The sequence below is a fragment of the Couchioplanes caeruleus genome (genome assembly GCF_003751945.1).
In the GTDB taxonomy this organism is placed as follows: Bacteria; Actinomycetota; Actinomycetes; order Mycobacteriales; family Micromonosporaceae; genus Actinoplanes; species Actinoplanes caeruleus.
The window spans coordinates 7,553,527-7,572,610 of sequence record NZ_RJKL01000001.1 but is presented as its reverse complement, the minus strand read 5'-3'; the positions used below and the strand labels follow the sequence as shown (position 1 = coordinate 7,572,610).

Here is a 19,084-nt window from a genome sequence, read left to right as displayed (position 1 = left end):
CCCGTCTACCCGGTTGTGCCGGAGGCACACGTGAGAATGGCGAGATGAGCGGCGATCGCGTCCGCGGCCGCGGCGCCGGCGGTGGTGAGCGCGTTGTGCGCGGCCCCCGGCAGGGTCACCGAGGCGCCGCCGGTGAGTGTGGCGACCCGGGTACGCCACTGCAGCGGGGCAACCGGATCCCGGTCGCCGCCGAGCACCAGCGTCGGCGCCTGCACCCGGCGCAGATCCTCCTCGACGCGGTTGCGGACCGAGTGCCCGATGGTCGCCCAGATCCGCCACGGCCGCGCGTCCCACACGTCGCGGGCCAGAATGGCGGCCTGCCGCGGGTCCTCGACGGGCAGATCGGCGAACCACCGGCCGATGAGGGCGCGCCGGCTGCGCGCGGCGGGATCGGTCGTCGGGCTCGCCAGCACGAGCGCGGCCACCGCATCCGGCCGCAGGCACGCGACGGCGGCCGCAACCTCCGCGCCGAACGAGTGCCCGAGGACGGCCACCCGGGTGAGCCGGTGCGCGTCCAGCCAGGCGGCGACGAAGGCGGCGTGGCGCGGCACGTCGTACGCGACCGGCGGCTTCGCGCTGAGCCCGAAGCCGGGCAGGTCCGGGAGCAGCACCGGGTGGCGGTCGGCGAGCGCGTCCGCCGTCGGCATGAGGTACCGGTGGGACACCGCGAGGCCGTGCAGCATCACCACGGGCAGGGCCGGCACGGGAGCGGTCCGCAACCGCGCGTGTGTCCGTACGCCGGCCACGGTCGACCAGCGGCTCACCCATCCACGGCGTGATCGCGGAGCGGACAGGGCGAGAGGCAGCACTGTCCGCTGATACCCACCCTGCGGACTCTCAGACCTCGCCGGTGAGGCGAGCCGGTGGTTCCGCCAGAAATCCCCGCCGCGCTCGGGCTCTCGGCCCCGGTTCAGGCCTGCGGCAGCCGCAGGCAGTCCATGCCGCGCTTGACCAGCGAGCGGTCGTACCCACGGCCGCCGAAGATCTGGACGCAGCGGTCGATGACCCGGCCGGAGGCCTCGCTGGGTCCACCTCGAGCTGGGCGGCAACGCCCCGGTCGTGGTGTGGGACGACACCGACGTCGACCGGGTCGCCGAGACGCTGGCCCCCATCGCGTACTACAACGCGGGCCAGGACTGCACCGCGCCGTCCCGGCTGCTGGTGCACGACCGGGTCCACGACGCGTTCGTCGCGGCATTCGCCTCGGCGGCCGCGGCGCTGCGCCAGGACGTCCACTACGGCCCGCTCAACAACGCCCACCCGCTTGCCGGGGTACGGGCGGCGCTGGCCGCCCTGCCCGCACACGCCTCGGTGGTGTGCGGCGGCGGCACACCGGACGGACCCGGGTTCCACCACCAGCCGACGGTCGTCGCCGGCGTGCGGCAACAGGACGACATCGTGCGGCGCGAGACGTTCGGGCCGGTCGTCACCGTGCAGCGCTTCGGCACCGAGGTGGAGGCCCTGCGGCTGGCCAACGGCACGCCGTACGGCCTCGCCGCCAGCGTGTGGACCCGCGACCACGGCCGGGCCATGCGGGCGATGCGCGACCTCGACGCCGGCATCGTGTGGGTGAACACGCACGGCACGACGGTCTCCGAGATGCCGCACGGCGGCACCGGCGACTCCGGGTACGGCAGCGACCTCGCGTTGCAGGGGTTGCTGGAGTACACCCGCGTCAAACGCAATGTCCGCGCTCGACCGGCGGGCCGGTCCGCGTGATTAAGGCCGAATCTGCCGTTATGCCGGCACTCCGCACTCCAGACTTGAAGGATGAGGCTCGGTTATCTGGCGGTCGGCTTGTGGCTCTTGAGTCCGCTCACGGTGGCGGCATGTGGCGACGATTCCTCTTCTGACAAGGTCGTCGTCTATACGTGCTGCAAGCAGGAGGATCTTGACAAGGAATACAAGCCCGGAGAAACACTGACTCTGCACTGGGTGCCCGAAGAGAAGGAAGGGCAGCCCGGCACGGAGACGATGGAACTGACGGCGCTGATGGTGGGCCCGGTCGGCGCCGACACCGCGAGCGGCGCATCGATGGGCGTGAGGATCCCCGCCCAGCCGGTCAAGGTGTCCGGCTCGCCGGGCGCCCCTCCGGTCAGCAAGATTCTGATTCCGCGAGATGCCGCGCCCGGCAACTACACCGTGAGCCACACCCGTCGAGGGGGTGGCGCGAACGTGACCGGTGACGCGGTCATCAAAGTCGTGGCGGGCGGTTGATCCCGCCGGCGGGCCTCTGTCGTCCTTCTTAGCCGACGGTCTAGATGCGTCGGTTCTCTACCGTGGTGGCGATGTTGATCGAACATCCTCGCCTGTGCCGGCGGCGGCGCCACAAGCGCGCCGACGGCAGGGGTGGGCACGCGGACCAGAGAGGGACGTCATGCAGCTCGCGTACCGCTATCCGGTACGGACCGTAGGAGTGGTCGGCGGAGGGATCATGGGCAGCGGCATCGCCCTGACCTACGCTCTCGCCGGACACGACGTCGTGGTGGTGCAGCGCAGCCCGCAGGGCTGTGCCGCCACCGAGGATCGGTTGGGCGGGCTCGCCCGCCAGTTGGTCCGGGGCGGATCACCGGACGCCGGCCGGATGTCCACAGTGTTGGGCCGGATCCGCACCACCACGGAGCTGACGGAGCTGGCCGCCGCCGACTACGTCGTGGAGGCGGTCGCCGAGGACGTGGCCGTCAAGCAGCAGGTGCATGCCGCCATCGACGACATCGTCGCCCCGGACGTGATCGTGGCGAGTGCCTCCACCGCGATACCGGTGGACGTGCTCGCGCAGGACTGCAAGCACGCCGAGCGAGTGCTCGGCACCCGGTTCTACCTGCCGGCCCCGCTGGTTCCCCTGGTCGACGTGGTGAGCGGCGAGCAGACCGACGAGGCCGCCGTCGAGGTGGCCACCCGCCTGCTCGGTGGCGCGGGCAAGCGGCCGGTGACGTTCGACCGGCACGCGGCGGGCGCCGTCGGCCCCCGGTTGCAGACCGCGCTCATCGGCGAGGCGCTGCGCATCGTCGACGAGGGGCTGGCCACGCCGGAGACCGTCGACCGGGTCCTCACCCAGGGCATCGGCCGGCGCTTCGGCGCCACCGGGGTGTTCGACCGGCTGGACTTCGCCGGGCTGGACACCGTCGCCGCCACGCTGCGCGCCCTGGGACGGCCGGTGCCGGCCCCCATCGAGGAGCGGCTCCAGCAAGGCCGGCTGGGCGTGAAGACCGGCGCCGGCTTCTACCCGTGGACCGGGGAACGAGTCACGGCCGCGGAGGATGCGCTGGCCCGGCTGCTGATCGCCCAGGCGGCGCAGGACCGTGCCTCGACGCCGGCCGCCGCAGGGTCCCGGATGGTCGTGGCGGACCCGGCGGTGCTGCGCCCGTTCCTCGACGCGGCGCTGGAGGCGTACCGGTCCTGCACGCCCGCGGAGCCTCCGGGCTGCTTCGCGTTGCTGGTCGGCCGGTTGGAGCCGGACCGCATGGTGGTGGAACGCGCGGTGCTGGCCCGCAACGTCCGCGGCACCGACCGGGCGGCGATCGGCGAGTACGAGTCGACCATCGTGCCGTGCTTCGGCGAGGCCTACGGCAACGAGCGCCGCGGCTTCTGGTGTCACGCCGTGGATCAGTTGCGGGTCCACCGGGAAGCCGAGGCGGACGGGCTGGAGGTGCTCGGCTCCATCCATCTGCACCCGGACTGGCACCGGATCGGTCCTCCGGCCGAGCGGTCCCTGCGGATCAGCCAGCATCCGACCGCAATGGACGCCTACATGATCCAGCAGACGCAGTGGCCACTGAACATGATCTGCTACGTCGAATCGTCCGATGGCGAAAGTTCCTACACCATCGGTGCGTGGGCGCCGCCCGCCGACGGCGGCAACCGTTGCCAGGAGTTGACGCTGCACTGGAGCGTGCCGGCCCGCTAGCCCCGCGCCGGGTCACGTCGCGGCCACCGCGTGCGTGACCCGGCGATCTCAGCGTCTTCTCAGTGCGCGTGCCGGACGATCTCCGGGTGACGGACATGATCCCCGGCCTCCGGTTGACCGTACGGGAACTCCTCGTCATCCTCGGGTCGTCAGCCCTCGTCCTGGCCCGCTGGCTGCCGCCCGCCGCCCGCCGCCGGACCGCGGTCATCGCCGCAGCTCTCGTGGTGGCCGGCGCCGCCACGGCCCTTGCGGGAATGCGATGGCAGTTGATGCTGGTACTCGCCGGCGACGCGCTCCTCCTCGCCGGCGCCGGCATCGCACGGTTGCTGCGGCGACGCGTACGGTGGTGGCTGGCTGTTCCGGGCACGTTGGTGTGTCTCGGTCTGGTCGCCGCCGGCTCGGTGGCGGCCTGGGCGCTGCCGGTGCCCAGCTTCCCGAAGCCGTCCGGGCCGTCCGGGGTCGGGACCGCCGTGGTGCAGTGGACCGACGCCGGACGCGACGAGCCGGGCACGCCGGACGCCGGGGACCGCCGGACCGTGGTGGTGCAGCTCTGGTACCCGGCGCAGCCTGCGGCCCACGACGTGCCGCGAGCACGCTATCTCGGCCGGACCCGCGCGGAGGCGGAAGCCGTCGCCGCAGGCGCGGCCGACTACCTCGGCGTGCCCGCGCTCCTGCTGTCCGGGCCGCCCCGCGCCCACACCCATGCGGTGCCCGGTGCCACTCCGGCAGACGGCCGGTTCCCGGTCGTCCTGTTCTCCCCCGGGCTCGGCGGTGTCCGTAGCCAGAACACCGCATGGGCCGAGGACCTGGCGAGCCGAGGGTACGTCGTCGCGGGCGTCGACCATCCCTACGACTCCGCTGCGGTGGTGTTCGCCGACGGCCGTACCGTCGAAACCGCCGTCGCCGCCAGCGGCGACCCGGAGGAGGACGACAAGCGCGCCGCCGGGTGGACGGCCGTGCGGGCGGCAGACCTCGGCTTCGTGCTGACCCAGCTCGGCCGCCTCGACCGCGGCGAACTCGGCCACCCGCTCGCCGGACGGCTCGACACCGCCCGGGCCGCGGCGACCGGTCACTCCATCGGCGGAGCCGCCGCTCTCCGGGCCGCCGCACGGGACGACCGCTTCACCGCCGTCATCAACCTGGACGGCGGGATCGGCCCGGACCAGGGCCCGGTGCGCCAACCGGTGCTCGCGCTCACCCACGCGATCGACCGTCCGGAGGACACCCGGTACGTGGCCCGCCTCACGGCGGCACTCGAGCCCGCCACGGCGACCAACTACCGGCTGACCGTGCCCGGTAGCGCGCACCTGACCTTCACGGATGCCCCGCTGTATCTGCCGCCCGTGCCTGCGGTGGCCGGCTCCCTCGGCCGGACCGGGAGCGTGCGGATGACGACGCAAACCTGCGCCGCATTCCTCGACGCCACCCTGCGCGGCCAGGGCATCGACCTCCCCGCGGCCCTGGCACCCCACGGCGACCTGCACGTCTACCGCCCCACCGGTCCATGACGGGTGTCCGGCGCGAACGGTCCGGTGGTAATCCTCAAGTCGCCGTGCCGCCGGACGGTGCCCGGGGTGCGGGTGCTCTCCAACAAGATCACCAACGGGTTCCTCCACAACGACCCGTACGTGGTGCGGCCGCGCTCGCTGGACACCGCCGACGTGTTCGCCGGGATCTTGGTGTACGCCTCTCGGGTCGCCGTCACCGGCAACTCGAGCACCGGCACGGGCAGCGCCTACACCGGCATCGACGTGGACGACGGGCCGCTGTCGGACCTGACGGTCACCGGCAACGTCGTCGTCAACGGCAGGTCCGCTCCGGCTGCCTGCCGCCGTCCACGGTGGCGTCCGCGGCGGAGCTGCGCAATCGCGGCGGCGAAACACCCTGACGCTGACCGGCAGCGGCTTCGGCGCCGACCAGGCCGCCTCCCGGGCGGCCGGGATCACGGTGGCCGTCAACGGCCGCCCGGGAGCGTCACCTGGGTGAACGCGTCGACGCTGCGGGTGCTCACGCCGGCCGGCACACCCGGCACCCGGCCCGTGGTGGCGCTGTCCCGCGGCGGCGTCGCCGCCGCGCCGGTGAAGGCGCCCGGCCGGTACGCCGCCGGCATCACCTGCCTGAAACCGAGCTCGGTGGCACTCTCCGGCGGCCCGGTGACCGTCACGGCCTCGGCCGGCGCGACAGCACCGGCTGGCGGCTGACCGGACCGTCGACCGAGCCGCTACCCCCCGTGGCGGACCGGACCGCGCTGACCGCCGCGCCGGCCGGCGTGGTCGGCAAGGACACGGGCGGCACAAAGTCCGGCAAGGCTGCCACCGATGACGACAGCGTGGCGAGGCGTACGCGCGGATGACGGCATCCCTCCATCATCGAGCCTCCCCGATACCCCGTGCGAGCGCCCGGCACCGTGGAGGTCTCACATCTGGCGCGCACCCAGTCGGAGCCGTTGCGGCTCTGTGGCGATCTCCCAGTGCCTCATCCGACATTGCCGGCTACCGCTCCACCGCCCCGTCAGAGGCCATGCCTCTTCAATTCATCGCCCTCATCTCCTCGCCCGAGCGAGTACAGCAGGTCGATCAGACGTGTGAGGGCATGCCCGTTGCCTTTGTGCGCTGCTTCTCTCAGGGGCGCTTCGGCCTCGGCCGGACGACCTCGTGCGATGAGGAAGTCGGCCAACCTGTGGAAGTCACCGGTGCCGCCGTCCTCGATGCGGTCCCGGAGGAGCTGCTCGGCTTTCCCCTGTTCACCGCGTCGGGCCAGCAGGAGGCAACGGCGCTTCAGCACGCCCCGGGAACCGAACTTGTCCATCGCATCCCAGAGCCGCTCGGCTTCGTCGAGGTCTCCTTCCTCCTCCATGATCTCGCCCAGTTCCTCGAGCGCATGAGTGGCGGTCGAGGAACAGTGGGACTCGATGCGCCAGTCGGGTGGCCGCGGCGGTGATTCCAGGAGTGAGACCATGCATCGGGGGTACGGGTGACCCCAACTCTCGACGCTTCGCCGGAGCCACTCCCTGGCCTCGGGAAAGCGGCGTTCCCGGCGTAGGTCCTGAGCCAGCCAGACCATGGCCTCCAGGTCTCCCGCCGCCGCGCCGCGCCGCAACCAGTAGGCGGCTCCCTCTTTGTCGCCGGCTTCCGCCAGCCCCCACTGGAGGCTACGCATGGCATTCCGGTCACCGGCTTCAGCGGCAGCCAGCAGGTTGTCCTTCAACCGTTGTGCGGCCGACTCGGGATGGCGTTCGTCCAGCAATCGGACGGCATCGCTGCTGCCTTCGCGTGCCGCCGTCCGAAGCATGCTGTCCGCCTCATCGGCACGACCGGTCCGCTCCAGCAGCAAGGCCAGCTCGTACATCGCGCCGGTCCAGACCAGGTCGATGCTCGGCGGGTGAGCCAGCGCCAGGTTGCCGTGGTCGACCAACGCGCGGAGCAACCGCTCGGCCTCGTCGATGCGTCCCTGGTGCCGCAGCACACCGCCAAGCTCCAACGTGGCCGAGCGGTCACCGTCCGCGGCATCCGAGCGCAGCAGATCGAGCCCGTCCTCCAGCCGGCCCGAACGTTCCAGGAGCCCGATCAGGTCCGTCCTTGCGAGCAGGGTGCCGGCTTCATGGGCCGCACGAAGCCACTTCTCGGCGCCGACGAGGTCACCTCTTCTCTCCTGCAGTTTGCCGAGGTCGTACAGGACTCCGCCGTCGCTGGTGGTTTGCGCCTCGGCGAGCAGCAGTTGCTCGGCGAACCGGAAGGAGCCTTGTCTCTCGGCTTTGCGGGCCAGGTCCCAGCGGTCTGCCGGGGCCACGACATGGTCGATCAACGCCTGCGAAACCTCGGCCGGCACGGGGCCGCCGGCGCGTACGGCACGTCCATGCTGGGCGAGGTAGTCGGCGAGTATGTACCCGTCGGCAGGTCCGATGCCGGGAGCAGCGCGGGTCGGAGTCAGCGCGGCGACCCCGTTCACCTCGGCGGTCGCCTGATGGATGCTCTCGACGAACCAGGTCTTCTCGGCTACGCGCTGGCGTGCCGTGAGGTAGGCGGCGGCAGCGACTTCCAGGTACGGGGCAGGAAGCTGCCCGGTGACGTCGAGCCAGTGGGCATCCATCGCGGCGCTGACGATCGCCCGGCAATGGGGGTCCAGAACGCGCTCGTACCGGTCGACCAGAGCGGGGCCACCGGAGAGCGCCTGGATCACCCGGCCGTCTGTCGCCTGCACCGCCATGGCCAGCCGCGTGTCGTGCCGGGCGGCTTCTCTCAGCGCTTTCCACTCGACCGGATCCTGGAAGGTTTCCGGTACGAGGACGATCTCGGCACTGTTGAGGAGTTCGCGGGCGTTCACATCGGCTTCGGATGCCTCCTCGGTGATCGCGAGGAGCCGGTCGTAGTAGCTGGGCCACAGCGTCCCGAGCACCACCGTGCAGCCTGGCATGGTCAGCCGCCGCCGCAGCTCCAGCGCAGCCTCGGCGCCGGCCGTACCCTGCAGAAACCGCTGCATCTCGTTGAGCCACAGCACGACCGGCTGCTCGACCGGCCACTTTCGCAGCGTCGCGAGGAGGCTCGCGGTGTCCACCGGCGCGGCCAGGGGCCGGTCGGGAAGGCCGGTGCGCACCGCCTCCATCGCGCTGCGGGTCTTGCCGGTCGACGACCCCCCGACCAGGATCACCAATGCATGCCGTTGCTGCTGCACGGCGTTGCGCAGCACCTTGCTCATCCGGTGATCATGTTGCCGAGGTACGAACGCGGTGAGTTCACTGCTTCCCTCGACGCCGGCCGACACCGCCTGGTGAACGCCGAGCATGTAGGGGCTCCAGGCGGTTACCGGCCACGCCGGCACCGGAAGATCGGTGTCGAGATGACCCGCGGCAGGACGTGGTTTGGCGCTGGCCTGTTCCCGCAGCCTCACCAGCGCCACAAGCAGGTCGCTCGGGTCCGGCGACAGGACACGGCAGAGGCTGCCCAGGGTCGCGGTGCTCGGGACGCCCTTGTCGTCGTCGAGGGCGGCCCCCACGACGTTGCGGTTCAGCCCGGACCTCTTGGCCAGATCCGCCTTTGACCATCCTCTCAGCTCGGTCGCCTCGCGCAGAAGGCGTTTGAGCTCCAGCTTGGGGTCGATCGACGGTCGTCCGTGGGCAGGCCGGGTCACTTCGCGCCCTTCTTGATCGCAGTTGGTCGGCGTTGTTCGTCCTGAACCACACCGAACTCAGTTCAGGCTTTCCTGGTGCTCACGGGATCGCACCGAAGGAGCACATGGACTCATGCCTACTCGTCGCCGAAAGAATGTTCGACGCCCACGTGACGCCCAGCGGCCCTGCCGCGGTGACCGATACCAGGATCTCCTGGCATTGCTCTCCTTCCTGGCAGTTGGCGTCGCACTCGTCTACTCGAGCCACCTCCCGGCCGGCAGCCTTGCCGTTGCACTGGGCGGATTGGTCGCGCTCTTCGAGGCATGGGTGCGGCGTGGCCGGTAATCGGATGCTACTCAAGCTGGCTGATCTTCCATGGCGGGTGAGATGCATTGTGCGCCGCGCTGTCACGTGATAGTGCGACGCTGATCGAGCACCGAAACGAGCCTCTGTGCCTTTCGGCCGAGTGCAACCGCTCCAGAGTCTGTCTGCGGTCCCATACCCGGGAAGTACGGCGTCCGTACGATCGCAAGCCATGAAGATCGACCGCGGGGTCGCCGTGGCGGCACCCATCGCGGGCTGCCTCTGGGGATTCCTTGACTTCGTCTGGATCAAGTACATGCCGTCCCCGGTAGGCGGGCTCGGCAATTCGATCGCTGTCTGGGCGGTGGCCGCTTTCCTGTTCACGTACCTCCACCGGTGGACCATGCCGCGCAGCATCATCGGTGCGGTCGTGATGCTGGTGGTGGCCGTCCCCGGCTACTACGTGGCGGCGGCGCTGATCCAGGACGACGCTTGGTCGAATGCCTGGAACACGGTCTCGTTCGTGTGGATGGGGCTCGGGGGGGTCGCCGGAATCGTCTTCGGCGCCGCAGGGGTGACGGCACGCAGGCCCGGCCGATGGCGGCTCCCGGCTCTCGCGCTGCCGGCCGCCGTCCTGCTGGCCGAGCTGATCATCGACCTGAGCCGACTCGGCAATCCGAACTACCGGACGGCGGAACTCGTCGAGTACGCGGTCATCCTCGCCGTACTCGCCGTCCTGGTGACCGTGGTGGTCGGGAAAACCTGGCGAGATCGCGCCGGGGCGTTGGCGTACGCGGTCCCGCTGTCGGCGGCCGGCTACCTGCTGATGATCGCCACGGCCTTCGGCGGACGCTGACGGCCCCCGGCCGGCGGCGGAGCTGAATGATGTTCCGCGACACGAGGTCCCGGACGACGGTGACATCAGCGCCGAGGTGGCACCAGCCCCTGGCAGGAGACCGGTCGGATGCACGCCGCCCCGGGGAGGACCGCCCGTGCCGGCCGGTCCTCCCTGGGGTTGGTGCTAGTCGAGCAGCTCGGTCACCGTCCCCGCCGCGACCGTACGGCCGCCCTCGCGGACCGCGAACCCGAGACCGGCGTCCATCGGCACCTCCTTGCCGAGGTGCACGGTCAGTTCCACCGTCTCGCCCGGCAGGACCATCGGCAGGTCACCGAGGTCGATCGCGCCGGACACGTCCGTGGTGCGGAAGAAGAACTGCGGGCGGTAGTTCGCCACGAACGGCGTGTGCCGACCGCCCTCCTCCTTCGTCAGCGCGTACATCCGGGCTCGGAAGCTGCGGTGCGGGGTGACGCTGCCCGGCAACGCCACGACCTGGCCACGTTGCACCTGGTCGCGCTTGATGCCGCGGAGCAGGACGGCCGCGTTGTCGCCCGCCTCCGCGGACGGCAGGGACTTGCCGAACATCTCGAGCCCCGTCGCCACCGTGGTGATGGTGGGGCCGAGGCCGACGACCTCGACCGGCTCACCGACGCGCAGCGTGCCGCGCTCCACCTTGCCGGTCACGACCGTGCCGCGGCCGCTGATGGTGAGTACGTTCTCGATCGGCATCAGGAACGGCTCGCCCAGCTCGCGCGGCGGGATCGGCACGTACGCGTCGACCGCGTCAAGTAGGTCCACGACGGACCGTACCCATCGCGGGTCGTTCTCGAGGGCCTTCAGGGCGCTCACGCGCACGACCGGCACCTCGTCGCCCGGGAAGCCGTACTCCCCCAGCAGCTCGCGAACCTCGAGCTCGACGAGGTCGAGCAGTTCCTCGTCCTCGACCGCGTCGCTCTTGTTGAGCGCCACGACGAGGTACGGCACGCCGACCCGCTGGGCCAGCAGCACGTGCTCGCGGGTCTGCGGCATGGCGCCGTCCTGCGCGGAGACGACGAGGATTGCGCCGTCCACCTGTGCCGCACCCGTGATCATGTTCTTGACGTAGTCGGCGTGCCCGGGCATGTCGACGTGGGCGTAATGGCGAGTGGCGGTCTCATACTCGACGTGGGCGATGTTGATGGTGATGCCGCGGTCGTGCTCCTCCGGGGCCTTGTCGATCCCGTCGAACGCGACGTACCGGTTGGTTGCCGGGTCGCGGTCCGCGAGAACCTTGGTGATGGCGGCGGTCAGGGTGGTCTTGCCGTGGTCGACGTGCCCCATCGTGCCGATGTTCAGGTGGGGCTTCGTACGGACGAACTGGCTCTTGGCCATGGGAATGTCCTCACTGGATGCGAGAAACGGATAGAGACAAGCCAGAACCCGCGCAGGGCCGAGCCACCCTCCCCCTGGGTTCTGATGCTGATGGGGAAGGGTCAGACTCGGGTATCGGCGCCGGGAAGAACGCACGCGGGAGCCACCGGCGGGAGGAATCCCGCGGGCGGCTGCAGACCGGGCGCGAACATGACGACCACCGTAAGGGGCACCGCCGCCCGGCGCGACCGTATTTTCTGGGTGCGTACCCGCCGGTCGGCCGTAAAGTGGCCTGACGGCTTCGCCCACCTGGGGGTGTCAGCGGTGCGCACTTCATCGAACCTGGACGTCCTGCCGAGCCTGCTCGGCGTCGCACCCGGCGACGTCCCGGCGGCACTGAGCGACATCGTCGGCACGCCGGTCGGCGCGGCCGACGTGCGGGTCGCACCCGTGCCCTACTCGTCCGGGTCACCGGCCACCGGCGGGCTGTGGCGGATCCACGGCGACGGCTGGTCGATGTTCGTCAAGCAGCTCCACCATCTCAAGCACTGGCCCGCGCTGAGCATGATGCCGCCGCAGATCGCCGAGACGTTCGCCGCGGAACTACCCGCAGGCCCTGCCGCACGGGGACGCCAGCCCGCAGAACCTGCTCGTGCCCGGGGACGGCAGCGCCGAGTTCATGGTCATCGACCTGTCCCTTCCGCACTCCCCACGCGCTCGGCTTCGACCTCGGGCAGCTGTGGGTCGGGCTCACCCACGCCGGGCAGATACCGGCCACGATGCTGCCCACGATCAGCGCGGTGATCGTACCGGCGTACCTGCGAGGCCTCGCGGCCGAGCACGTGACCGGGGTGGACGCCGAGGTCCGCGACGGCTTCGCGACGTCGGTGATGATCCGCAGCGGATTCGACGGCTTCCTCTACGACCTGCTCGGACAGGACGACGAGCCGTCCCGGCATGCGTTCATCGAGCGGGTGACGATGTCACGCTTCCTCCTGCACCAATTCGACGATTGGCACGCGTGACCCGGCAGTGCAGACGATCAGAGGCTCACCTCGTCGGCGTGCCAGGCCAGGACCGGCCCGTGGATGCTCACCCGCACGGCCGAGCCCAGCCCGACCATCGCTCCGTCGTTGAGCCGGCGCGACTGCAGTTCGGTGCCGTCCTCGAGGCGTACCACGGTCAGCGAGTCGTGCCCGTGGAAGTTGTGCCGCAGCACCCGGGCGGTCGCCTCGCCGGCGGCCGGCGCCTCGACGGGAGTGAGCCGTACCTGTTCCGGTCGGAGCAGGACAGTCACCGGACGGTTCGCCGCATCACCGGTGCCGCCGTGCAGCGCCGCCTCGCCGGCAGCGGTGTGGGCACGCCCGTCGCGGACCACGCCGGGCAGCAGTATGGCGTCGCCGACGAAGCGGGCGACCCAGGGGTCGACCGGCGCCGCGTACACGCCGGTGGGCGGGCCGTCCTGCACGACCTTGCCGTCGCGCATCACCACGACGTGGTCGGCCAGCGACAACGCCTCGGCCTGGTCGTGGGTGACGAGCACCGCGGTGGCGCCGTCCGCGCGGAGCGCCGCCCGGACGTCCTGCCGCAGGCTGGCGCGTAGCCCCGCGTCCAGCGCGCTGAACGGCTCGTCGAGCAGGATGAGCTGGGGACGTGGCGCCAGGGCGCGGGCCAGGGCGACCCGCTGCTGCTGGCCGCCGGAGAGTTCGTGTGGCATCCGGCGCTGGTAGCCGTCGAGTCCGACCAGCGCGAGCACCTCGTCGGCCCGGCCGGACCGGCGCCCGGCGCGATCGAGGCCGTACTCGACGTTCCCGGCCGCCGTCAGATGCGGGAACAGCGCACCTTCCTGGGGCACCAGAGCGACCCGGCGGCGGTGGGCGGGCACGTGCGTCCGCGCCCCGGCGACCAGGGATCCGGCCACCCGGATCTCGCCGGCGTCCAGGCGTTCCAGGCCGGCGATGCAGCGCAGAAGGGTGGTCTTGCCACAGCCGGACGGCCCGAGCACCGCGGCCAGTTCGCCGGCCGGCACGGACAGGTCGACGTCGGCCAGGGCGGGTACGGCGCCGTAGCTCTTGCGCGCGGCCGTGACGGTGAGGGCGGTCATCGGTCTCCTCCGATCGCGCCGCTGCGGGCGGCGAGGAACCAGGCGGGGATCGCGGACAGCAGGACGAGCAACGCGGCGTACGGAGCGGCGGCCGCGTACGCCGCAACCGTGGTGTGCGTCCACAGCTCGGTGGCCAGCGTGTCCATGCCGGTGGGCCGCAGCAGCAGCGTGGCCGGCAACTCCTTCATGCAGGTGAGGAAGACGAGCGCGGTGCCGGCGGCGATGCCGGGCGCGACCAGCGGCGCCGTGACCGAGGTGAAGGCGCGCAACGGCGAGCGGCCCAGGCTGCGGGCGACGTCGTCGAGCACCGGCGGCGCCTGCGCCGCCGCGGCTCCCACGGAGGCGACGGCGAGCGGCAGGAACAGCGCCGCGTACGCCAGCATGAGCAGCCAGCGGGTCTGATACAGCGGGTAGACGACGTGGATGCCGAAGAAGACGAGCGACAGCCCGATCACCACGCCCGGAAGCGCGTGAGTGAGGTAGCCCAGCCGGTCGACGGTGGCCGCCAGCGGCCCGGGCGCGCGGGCGACGAGCAGGCCGATCGGCAGGGCCAACAGCATGGTCAGCACCGCGCCGGCGGCGGACACGGTCAGCGAGTTGCCGGCGGCCCAGGCCATCTCGACCAGTGAGCCGGGCCGGGACACCCCGGCGACGAGGCGCCGCGTCAGGTTCAGGGCGGGTACGCCCAGCGCCAGCGCCGACACCGAGCCGAGCAGCAGCGTGACCGGCCACCGCCACGGGCCCAGCCCGATCCGTACGGGTGGCCGGCGCGCGCCGGAACCCACCGGGGCGTACCGGGCGCTGCGGCGGCGGGTGAGTGACTCGCCGGCCAGCAGCAGCGTGGTGAGGGCCACCAGTACGGTCGAGAGCACCAGCGCGCCGGTGCGGTCGAAGCCGAGTTCCAGGGCGGTGAAGACGGCCCGGGTGAAGGTGTCGGTACGCAACAGCGCCACGGCCCCGAAGTCGGAGAGCACGTACAGCGCCACGAGCAGGGCGCCTCCGGCCACCGCCGGGCGCAACTGGGGCAGCGTGACCGACCGGAACGTCCGCCACGGGTGGTGTCCCAGCGATTGTGCGACGTCCTCCTGCGCCGGATCGGCCCGGTGCAGGGTCGCCGCCACCGGCAGGAACATGTACGGGTAGCAGCAGAGCACCAGCACCAGCGCGGAGGCCCAGAAACCGGCGAAGCCGTCCACCGTCGAGATCCACGTGAAGCCGGCGATGTAGGTCGGCACGGCCAGGGGCAGGGCGGCCAGTACCGAGAACATCCGCGAGGCCGGGAGGTCGGTGCGGGTGACCAGAAACGCCGTGCCGACGCCGAGCACCGTGCACGCCGCCGTCACCACGGCGGCCAGGCCCAGGCTGCGCGCGGCGAGCTCGCCGACGCGGGCGGTGAGCAGTTCCGCCGCGACCCGGTCGGCGCCGGCCTCGCCGACCCGGATGAGCAGGTAGCCCAGCGGCAGCAGCGCGATCAGCACCGCCAGTGCCGCGGCGGTCAGCAGCACGGGGCGCGGCGCCCACCGCCGGGCCGACCGGCGCCACGCGGGCACGGCGGGCGCCTCGTCGCGCACCCGCCGTGCCGGGGAAGTGACGATGGTCAGGGCGTCAACCCCGCCGACTTGATCAGCGCGATGCTGGCCTCGAGGGTCTCGAGGTCGTTCAGGTCGATGTCCGGCACCTTCAGCTCGGCCAGCGGTGGCACGTACGCGGGCGCAGGGGCGCCACTGACGAGCGGGTATTCGTACGTCGTCTGGGCGAACCAGGTTTGCGCCTCGGTGGAGAGCAGGTAGTCGAGCAACGCCCGGACGTCCGGGTCGGTGGCGGAGCGGCGCAGCACGCCGATGCCGGAGACGTTGACCATGGCGCCGCTGTCGCCGGCGGCGAAGAAGTGCAGCTTGGCGTTGAGCTTGTCGGGCGTAGTGCCGCGCTCCTTGGCGACTTCGCCGAGGTAGTAGTGGTTGACCAGGCCGACCGGCACCTTGCCGGCTTCCACCTCCTCCACGATGGCGATGTTGTTCTCGCGGATCTGCGCGTCGTTGGCCTTGAGCGCGGTGAAGAACTCCTTGGCCTTGTCCTCGCCGTGCTGCACCCGGACCGCGGTCACGAAGGCCTGGAAGGAGCCGTTGGTGGGTGCGATCGCCACCTTGCCCTTCCACTTCGGATCGGTGAGGTCGAACACCGAGGGCGGCAGCTCCTCCTTCTCGGCCATGGTGGGGTTGTAGACCAGGACCCGGGACCGCGCGGTGACGCCCACCCAGTTGCCGTCCTTGGCCCGGTAGGTCGCCGGCACCTTCGCGGTGAGCTCGGCGGGAACCGCGGCGAGCAGGCCCTTCTTGTTGACCGCGCCGAGGCCGCCGGCGTCCTGCGACAGGAACGCCTCGGCGGGCGACTTCTCGCCCTCCTCCGCGAGTTGGGCGGCCATTTGGGCGGTCGAGCCGTACCGGGCCTCGATCTTGATACCGGTCTTCTTCGTGAACATCTCGAACAGCGGCTTGACCAGCGCCTCGTTCCGGCCGCTGTAGAGCACGACGGTCTTGTCGCCCGGTTCGCTCGCGGGTTCTCCGCCACACGCGGCCGTGCCCGTCAGCAGGACGGCACACAGCGCCGTCAGCAGGGCGGGTCTTGCACTCCAGGTCCGCACGGGGTTCTCCTTCAAGAAAATCGGTGGTTCATCGGAAAGTCGGTCTCAGTCGGCGAGGGCGTACCTGGTGCGCCCGGAGGCGACGGGGTGCCCGCTGCCGGAACCGCAGCCCGCCCAGCCACTGAGTGGCCCGCCCGGCCACGACGCCGAGCGCGACGCCCGCGACCACGGCTGCCAGCGTGGCCAGCAGCGGAGACAGCCGCTGCAGGGGCGGATAGACCTGCCAGTGGATCAGGTAGATGTAGAGCGAGCTGCCCGCCAGCATCCCGGCGACCCGGTTCAGCCCGGGCAGGCTGGGCAGATGCGGCATCCACGCCAGCAGGACCAGGCCCACGCCGATCACCGCCTCGCGCAGCGGATCGCCGAAGTAGCCGGCCACCGCCACCACGCCGGCCACGGTGACCAACAGACGCTGCCACGGGGCGCCGGCCTTCGCGACCGCCCAGCCGAGCGCGAAGAACCAGAACAGCGTCGCGGGCGTCGTGAAGTTGTCCTCGAAGCTGAGCGGGATCAGGTCGTACCGGACGGCGAGACCGACGGTGAGCAGCCCCACCGGTAACAGGAACGGCCACCGCCGCTCCCATCGGTCGACCCTGCGGATCGCGAGCACCGCCGCCAGCGCCACCAGCATGTACACCAGGGTCTCGACGAACCAGTAGTGCCGCTGCGCTCCGTAGCGCGGGCCGATGGCCTCGTTGAGCAGCAACGCGTTCTGCCAGCTGTACTTGTGGTCGAGCAGTGCCACCAGCGCCAGATACAGCGACGCAGGCACGGCGATGCGGGCCACGGATGCGCCGAGATGCCGGATGCGCCGCCGCCGCGGGGCATCGGTGAGATGGAAGCGGGCGAAGTTGAATCCGGCCAGCGCGAGCAGCAGATGCGCGCCGCCCCGCACGGTGAAGAGATCGGCGTGCGTGCCGACGATGAGGACGATGGCGACGGCCCGCAGCGCGACACCCGTGTCGAGCGTGCGGCGCCGGCGCGGCGACGGCTCGCCGGCTCCGGCGCGCAACTGCCGGATCGGCGTGGTGTGCCAGCCCACCGGAAGCACGCCGAGGACCTGTTCGAGACGGACCGACATCTCGACGTACGACAGCGAATCGCCCCCGAGCCCGACGAAGGTGCTGTCGTCGGTGACGTCGTCGCGGTCGAGGATCTCCGCATACAGCAGGCGCAGGTCCGTGCCGTCCACCGCGGCGGGCGCCGCCGGGACCGGCTCCGCGGCCAGCGCCGCCACCGCCCGCAGGTCGACCTTCCCCGACGCCAGGCGCGGCAGTTCCGGCAGCACCAGCACGCGCACGGAACGAGCCGGCAGCTTGCACCCGGCCGCGACCAGCCGCCGGGCGTCCCCGCGGCGCTCGGCCTGCTCGATCGCCACCACCAGCTCGTCGTCGCCGGCCACGCAGCAGGCCCGGATGCCGTCCGACTCCAGACCCGCCTCCACGTGCTGCAGGTCGATGCGGATGCCGAACAGCTTCGCGAAGCGGCTGCGCCGGCCGATGATCTCGAACAGGCCGTCGACGCCGCGCCGCGCGAGGTCCCCGGTGAACAGCTCGTCCACGGTACGGCCCAGGGCCAGGTCGGCCGGCCGTCCGGCGTACCCGAGCATCACGTTGGGGCCCGAGTAGACCAGCTCCCCGATGCCGTCCGGCGCCTCGTCGACCGGGGCCAGTCGCAATGCCCCGCCCGGCACCGGCACGCCGATCGCGGACGGATGGGTCAGCGCCCGGTCCGGAGGCAGGTACGCCATCCGAGCGGTCGCCTCGGTCTGCCCGTACATGACGAAGAGGTCGAAGCCGCGTCGCCGGCCCAGCTCGGCGTAGCGCCGCACCCGGTCGGGCGGCATCGGGCCGCCCGCCTGCGTCACATAGCGCAGGTGCGGCAGCTCCATGGTGTCGAATCCGACCCGATCCAGCAGCGTGAACGTGTACGGAACGCCGGCGATGCTCGTGCCCCGCGCCGCGCGGAACAGCTCCCAGAAGCACGCGTCGGCGACCGACAGACCGGTCAGGATGATCCCGGCGCCGCGGATCAGATTGCTGTGCAGCACGGACAGGCCGTAGCAGTAGTGCAGGGGCAGCGTGGTCGCCGCCCGGTCGCCGTCCCGGACGCCGAGGTACGCGGCGATCGACTCGGCGTTGGCGCGCAGATTCTCGTACGACAGCCGCACGAGCTTCGGCGAGCCGGTCGAGCCGGACGTGCTGAGCAGCAGCGCCAGGTCCGGGTGCAGCTCGTGGGCCGAGCCCCGCCGCCGCTCGACCTGGCGCCACGCCCCGTCGGCGGTCCGGCACACCACGTCCGGGTCATATGCCCGGGTCAGCGACTCGATCGCCCTGTCCTCGTCCGGGACCAGCAGCACCACATGACCGGCGGCGAGCACACCGAGGTACCCGACCACCGCGTCGACGGTGTTCGCCCCCGCGACCAGCACCAGCCGGCGGGTCGGGCCCAGCGCGCGGCCGGCCTGGTCCACCCGCGCCGCGAGCTCCGCGTAGGAGATCTCCTCGTCCGCGGTGACCAGAGCGGTCCGCTCGCCGAACGCCGCGAGGTCCCGGCCCAGCAGGAGGCGCCGGGCGGGCGCGTCGGGGTCGAGCCGGTCGGACATGGGCCGACCATAAAGCAAGCCTTGCCTAACTGCCTAATCCCCTCATCGAGGGACCGCGACACCACCGATCCGCCGCACATGAACTGCTTTCGCGATGAGGGCCAGGGCTCTGACCTGGGTGGACACGGCGGACGGGGCATTTCCGTCAGCAGGCGCTCGAATACAGAAAGGCACCAAAAATCGTAGAAGAACGCGATTCATCAGCGCTTTCCGGCCGCACATTCGGGCC

General features: G+C 71.5%; 16 protein-coding genes. 9 read left to right on the top strand and 7 right to left on the bottom strand.

The window, feature by feature from the left end; genetic code table 11:
• Positions 1-5: 5 nt before the first annotated feature.
• Positions 6-764, bottom strand: a complete 759-nt coding sequence (locus tag EDD30_RS34110) for an alpha/beta fold hydrolase (protein ID WP_244945496.1) — start codon at positions 762-764, stop codon at positions 6-8.
• Between the two features lie 295 nt (positions 765-1,059).
• Here EDD30_RS34110 and EDD30_RS34105 point away from each other — a divergent pair, with 295 nt between their 5' ends.
• From EDD30_RS34105 to EDD30_RS41670, 6 genes are all read left to right on the top strand, one after another.
• Positions 1,060-1,719: an aldehyde dehydrogenase family protein gene (locus EDD30_RS34105; protein ID WP_071809487.1), complete on the top strand. Its 660-nt coding sequence runs from the start codon at positions 1,060-1,062 to the stop codon at positions 1,717-1,719.
• Positions 1,720-1,770: 51 nt separating this feature from the next.
• Complete coding sequence (locus EDD30_RS38555) at positions 1,771-2,217, top strand: hypothetical protein (RefSeq protein ID WP_084557724.1); 447 nt, start codon at positions 1,771-1,773, stop codon at positions 2,215-2,217.
• Positions 2,218-2,377: 160 nt separating this feature from the next.
• Positions 2,378-3,907, top strand: a complete 1,530-nt coding sequence (locus tag EDD30_RS40110; protein WP_211278048.1) for a 3-hydroxyacyl-CoA dehydrogenase NAD-binding domain-containing protein — start codon at positions 2,378-2,380, stop codon at positions 3,905-3,907.
• A gap of 95 nt (positions 3,908-4,002) precedes the next feature.
• Complete coding sequence (locus EDD30_RS34085) at positions 4,003-5,415, top strand: alpha/beta hydrolase family protein (RefSeq protein ID WP_071809492.1); 1,413 nt, start codon at positions 4,003-4,005, stop codon at positions 5,413-5,415.
• 66 nt (positions 5,416-5,481) lie between these two features.
• On the top strand, positions 5,482-6,108 hold the full coding sequence (locus EDD30_RS34080) for a hypothetical protein (RefSeq protein WP_148088180.1): 627 nt from the start codon (positions 5,482-5,484) through the stop codon (positions 6,106-6,108).
• 29 nt (positions 6,109-6,137) lie between these two features.
• Positions 6,138-6,260: a hypothetical protein gene (locus EDD30_RS41670; protein ID WP_280526190.1), complete on the top strand. Its 123-nt coding sequence runs from the start codon at positions 6,138-6,140 to the stop codon at positions 6,258-6,260.
• Between the two features lie 158 nt (positions 6,261-6,418).
• Here the strand turns inward: EDD30_RS41670 and EDD30_RS34075 are convergent, their stop codons facing one another.
• On the bottom strand, positions 6,419-9,034 hold the full coding sequence (locus EDD30_RS34075; RefSeq protein ID WP_071806504.1) for a helix-turn-helix domain-containing protein: 2,616 nt from the start codon (positions 9,032-9,034) through the stop codon (positions 6,419-6,421).
• A gap of 515 nt (positions 9,035-9,549) precedes the next feature.
• Between EDD30_RS34075 and EDD30_RS34070 the strand changes: the two genes are divergently transcribed.
• Positions 9,550-10,173 (top strand): DUF6518 family protein, encoded by a 624-nt coding sequence (locus EDD30_RS34070; RefSeq protein ID WP_071806506.1) that lies wholly within the window; start codon positions 9,550-9,552, stop codon positions 10,171-10,173.
• A 165-nt stretch (positions 10,174-10,338) separates the two neighbouring features.
• Here the strand turns inward: EDD30_RS34070 and tuf are convergent, their stop codons facing one another.
• Positions 10,339-11,526: an elongation factor Tu gene (tuf, locus tag EDD30_RS34065; RefSeq protein ID WP_071806507.1), complete on the bottom strand. Its 1,188-nt coding sequence runs from the start codon at positions 11,524-11,526 to the stop codon at positions 10,339-10,341.
• Positions 11,527-11,829: 303 nt separating this feature from the next.
• Here tuf and EDD30_RS38550 point away from each other — a divergent pair, with 303 nt between their 5' ends.
• On the top strand, positions 11,830-12,309 hold the full coding sequence (locus EDD30_RS38550) for a hypothetical protein (protein ID WP_143162757.1): 480 nt from the start codon (positions 11,830-11,832) through the stop codon (positions 12,307-12,309).
• The gene (locus tag EDD30_RS34060; protein WP_143162758.1) at positions 12,306-12,530 is read left to right on the top strand and encodes a hypothetical protein; all 225 of its coding nucleotides are present in this window, start codon (positions 12,306-12,308) and stop codon (positions 12,528-12,530) included. Before EDD30_RS38550 ends, EDD30_RS34060 begins: the two co-directional genes overlap by 4 nt.
• 17 nt (positions 12,531-12,547) lie before the next feature.
• On the opposite strand, the gene EDD30_RS34055 is transcribed toward EDD30_RS34060, so the two are convergent.
• The 4 genes from EDD30_RS34055 to EDD30_RS34040 form a co-directional block, all read right to left on the bottom strand.
• Positions 12,548-13,609: an ABC transporter ATP-binding protein gene (locus EDD30_RS34055; RefSeq protein WP_071806509.1), complete on the bottom strand. Its 1,062-nt coding sequence runs from the start codon at positions 13,607-13,609 to the stop codon at positions 12,548-12,550.
• Positions 13,606-15,114, bottom strand: coding sequence for an ABC transporter permease (locus EDD30_RS34050; RefSeq protein ID WP_071806510.1), 1,509 nt, complete (start codon positions 15,112-15,114; stop codon positions 13,606-13,608). The genes EDD30_RS34055 and EDD30_RS34050 overlap by 4 nt, the downstream gene beginning before the upstream one ends.
• Positions 15,115-15,206: 92 nt before the next feature.
• Positions 15,207-16,250, bottom strand: coding sequence for an iron ABC transporter substrate-binding protein (locus tag EDD30_RS34045; RefSeq protein WP_123678666.1), 1,044 nt, complete (start codon positions 16,248-16,250; stop codon positions 15,207-15,209).
• A gap of 28 nt (positions 16,251-16,278) precedes the next feature.
• Positions 16,279-18,855: an AMP-binding protein gene (locus EDD30_RS34040; RefSeq protein WP_071807108.1), complete on the bottom strand. Its 2,577-nt coding sequence runs from the start codon at positions 18,853-18,855 to the stop codon at positions 16,279-16,281.
• Positions 18,856-19,084 lie beyond the last annotated feature (229 nt).

Coding starts and splice junctions, on each gene's coding strand:
- EDD30_RS38555 (WP_084557724.1), top strand. CDS start 1,771: ATGAGGCTCGGTTATCTGGCGGTCGGCTTGTGGCTCTTGAGTCCGCTC.
- EDD30_RS40110 (WP_211278048.1), top strand. CDS start 2,378: ATGCAGCTCGCGTACCGCTATCCGGTACGGACCGTAGGAGTGGTCGGC.
- EDD30_RS34085 (WP_071809492.1), top strand. CDS start 4,003: ATGATCCCCGGCCTCCGGTTGACCGTACGGGAACTCCTCGTCATCCTC.
- EDD30_RS34070 (WP_071806506.1), top strand. CDS start 9,550: ATGAAGATCGACCGCGGGGTCGCCGTGGCGGCACCCATCGCGGGCTGC.
- tuf (WP_071806507.1), bottom strand. CDS start 11,526: ATGGCCAAGAGCCAGTTCGTCCGTACGAAGCCCCACCTGAACATCGGC.
- EDD30_RS34055 (WP_071806509.1), bottom strand. CDS start 13,609: ATGACCGCCCTCACCGTCACGGCCGCGCGCAAGAGCTACGGCGCCGTA.
- EDD30_RS34040 (WP_071807108.1), bottom strand. CDS start 18,855: ATGTCCGACCGGCTCGACCCCGACGCGCCCGCCCGGCGCCTCCTGCTG.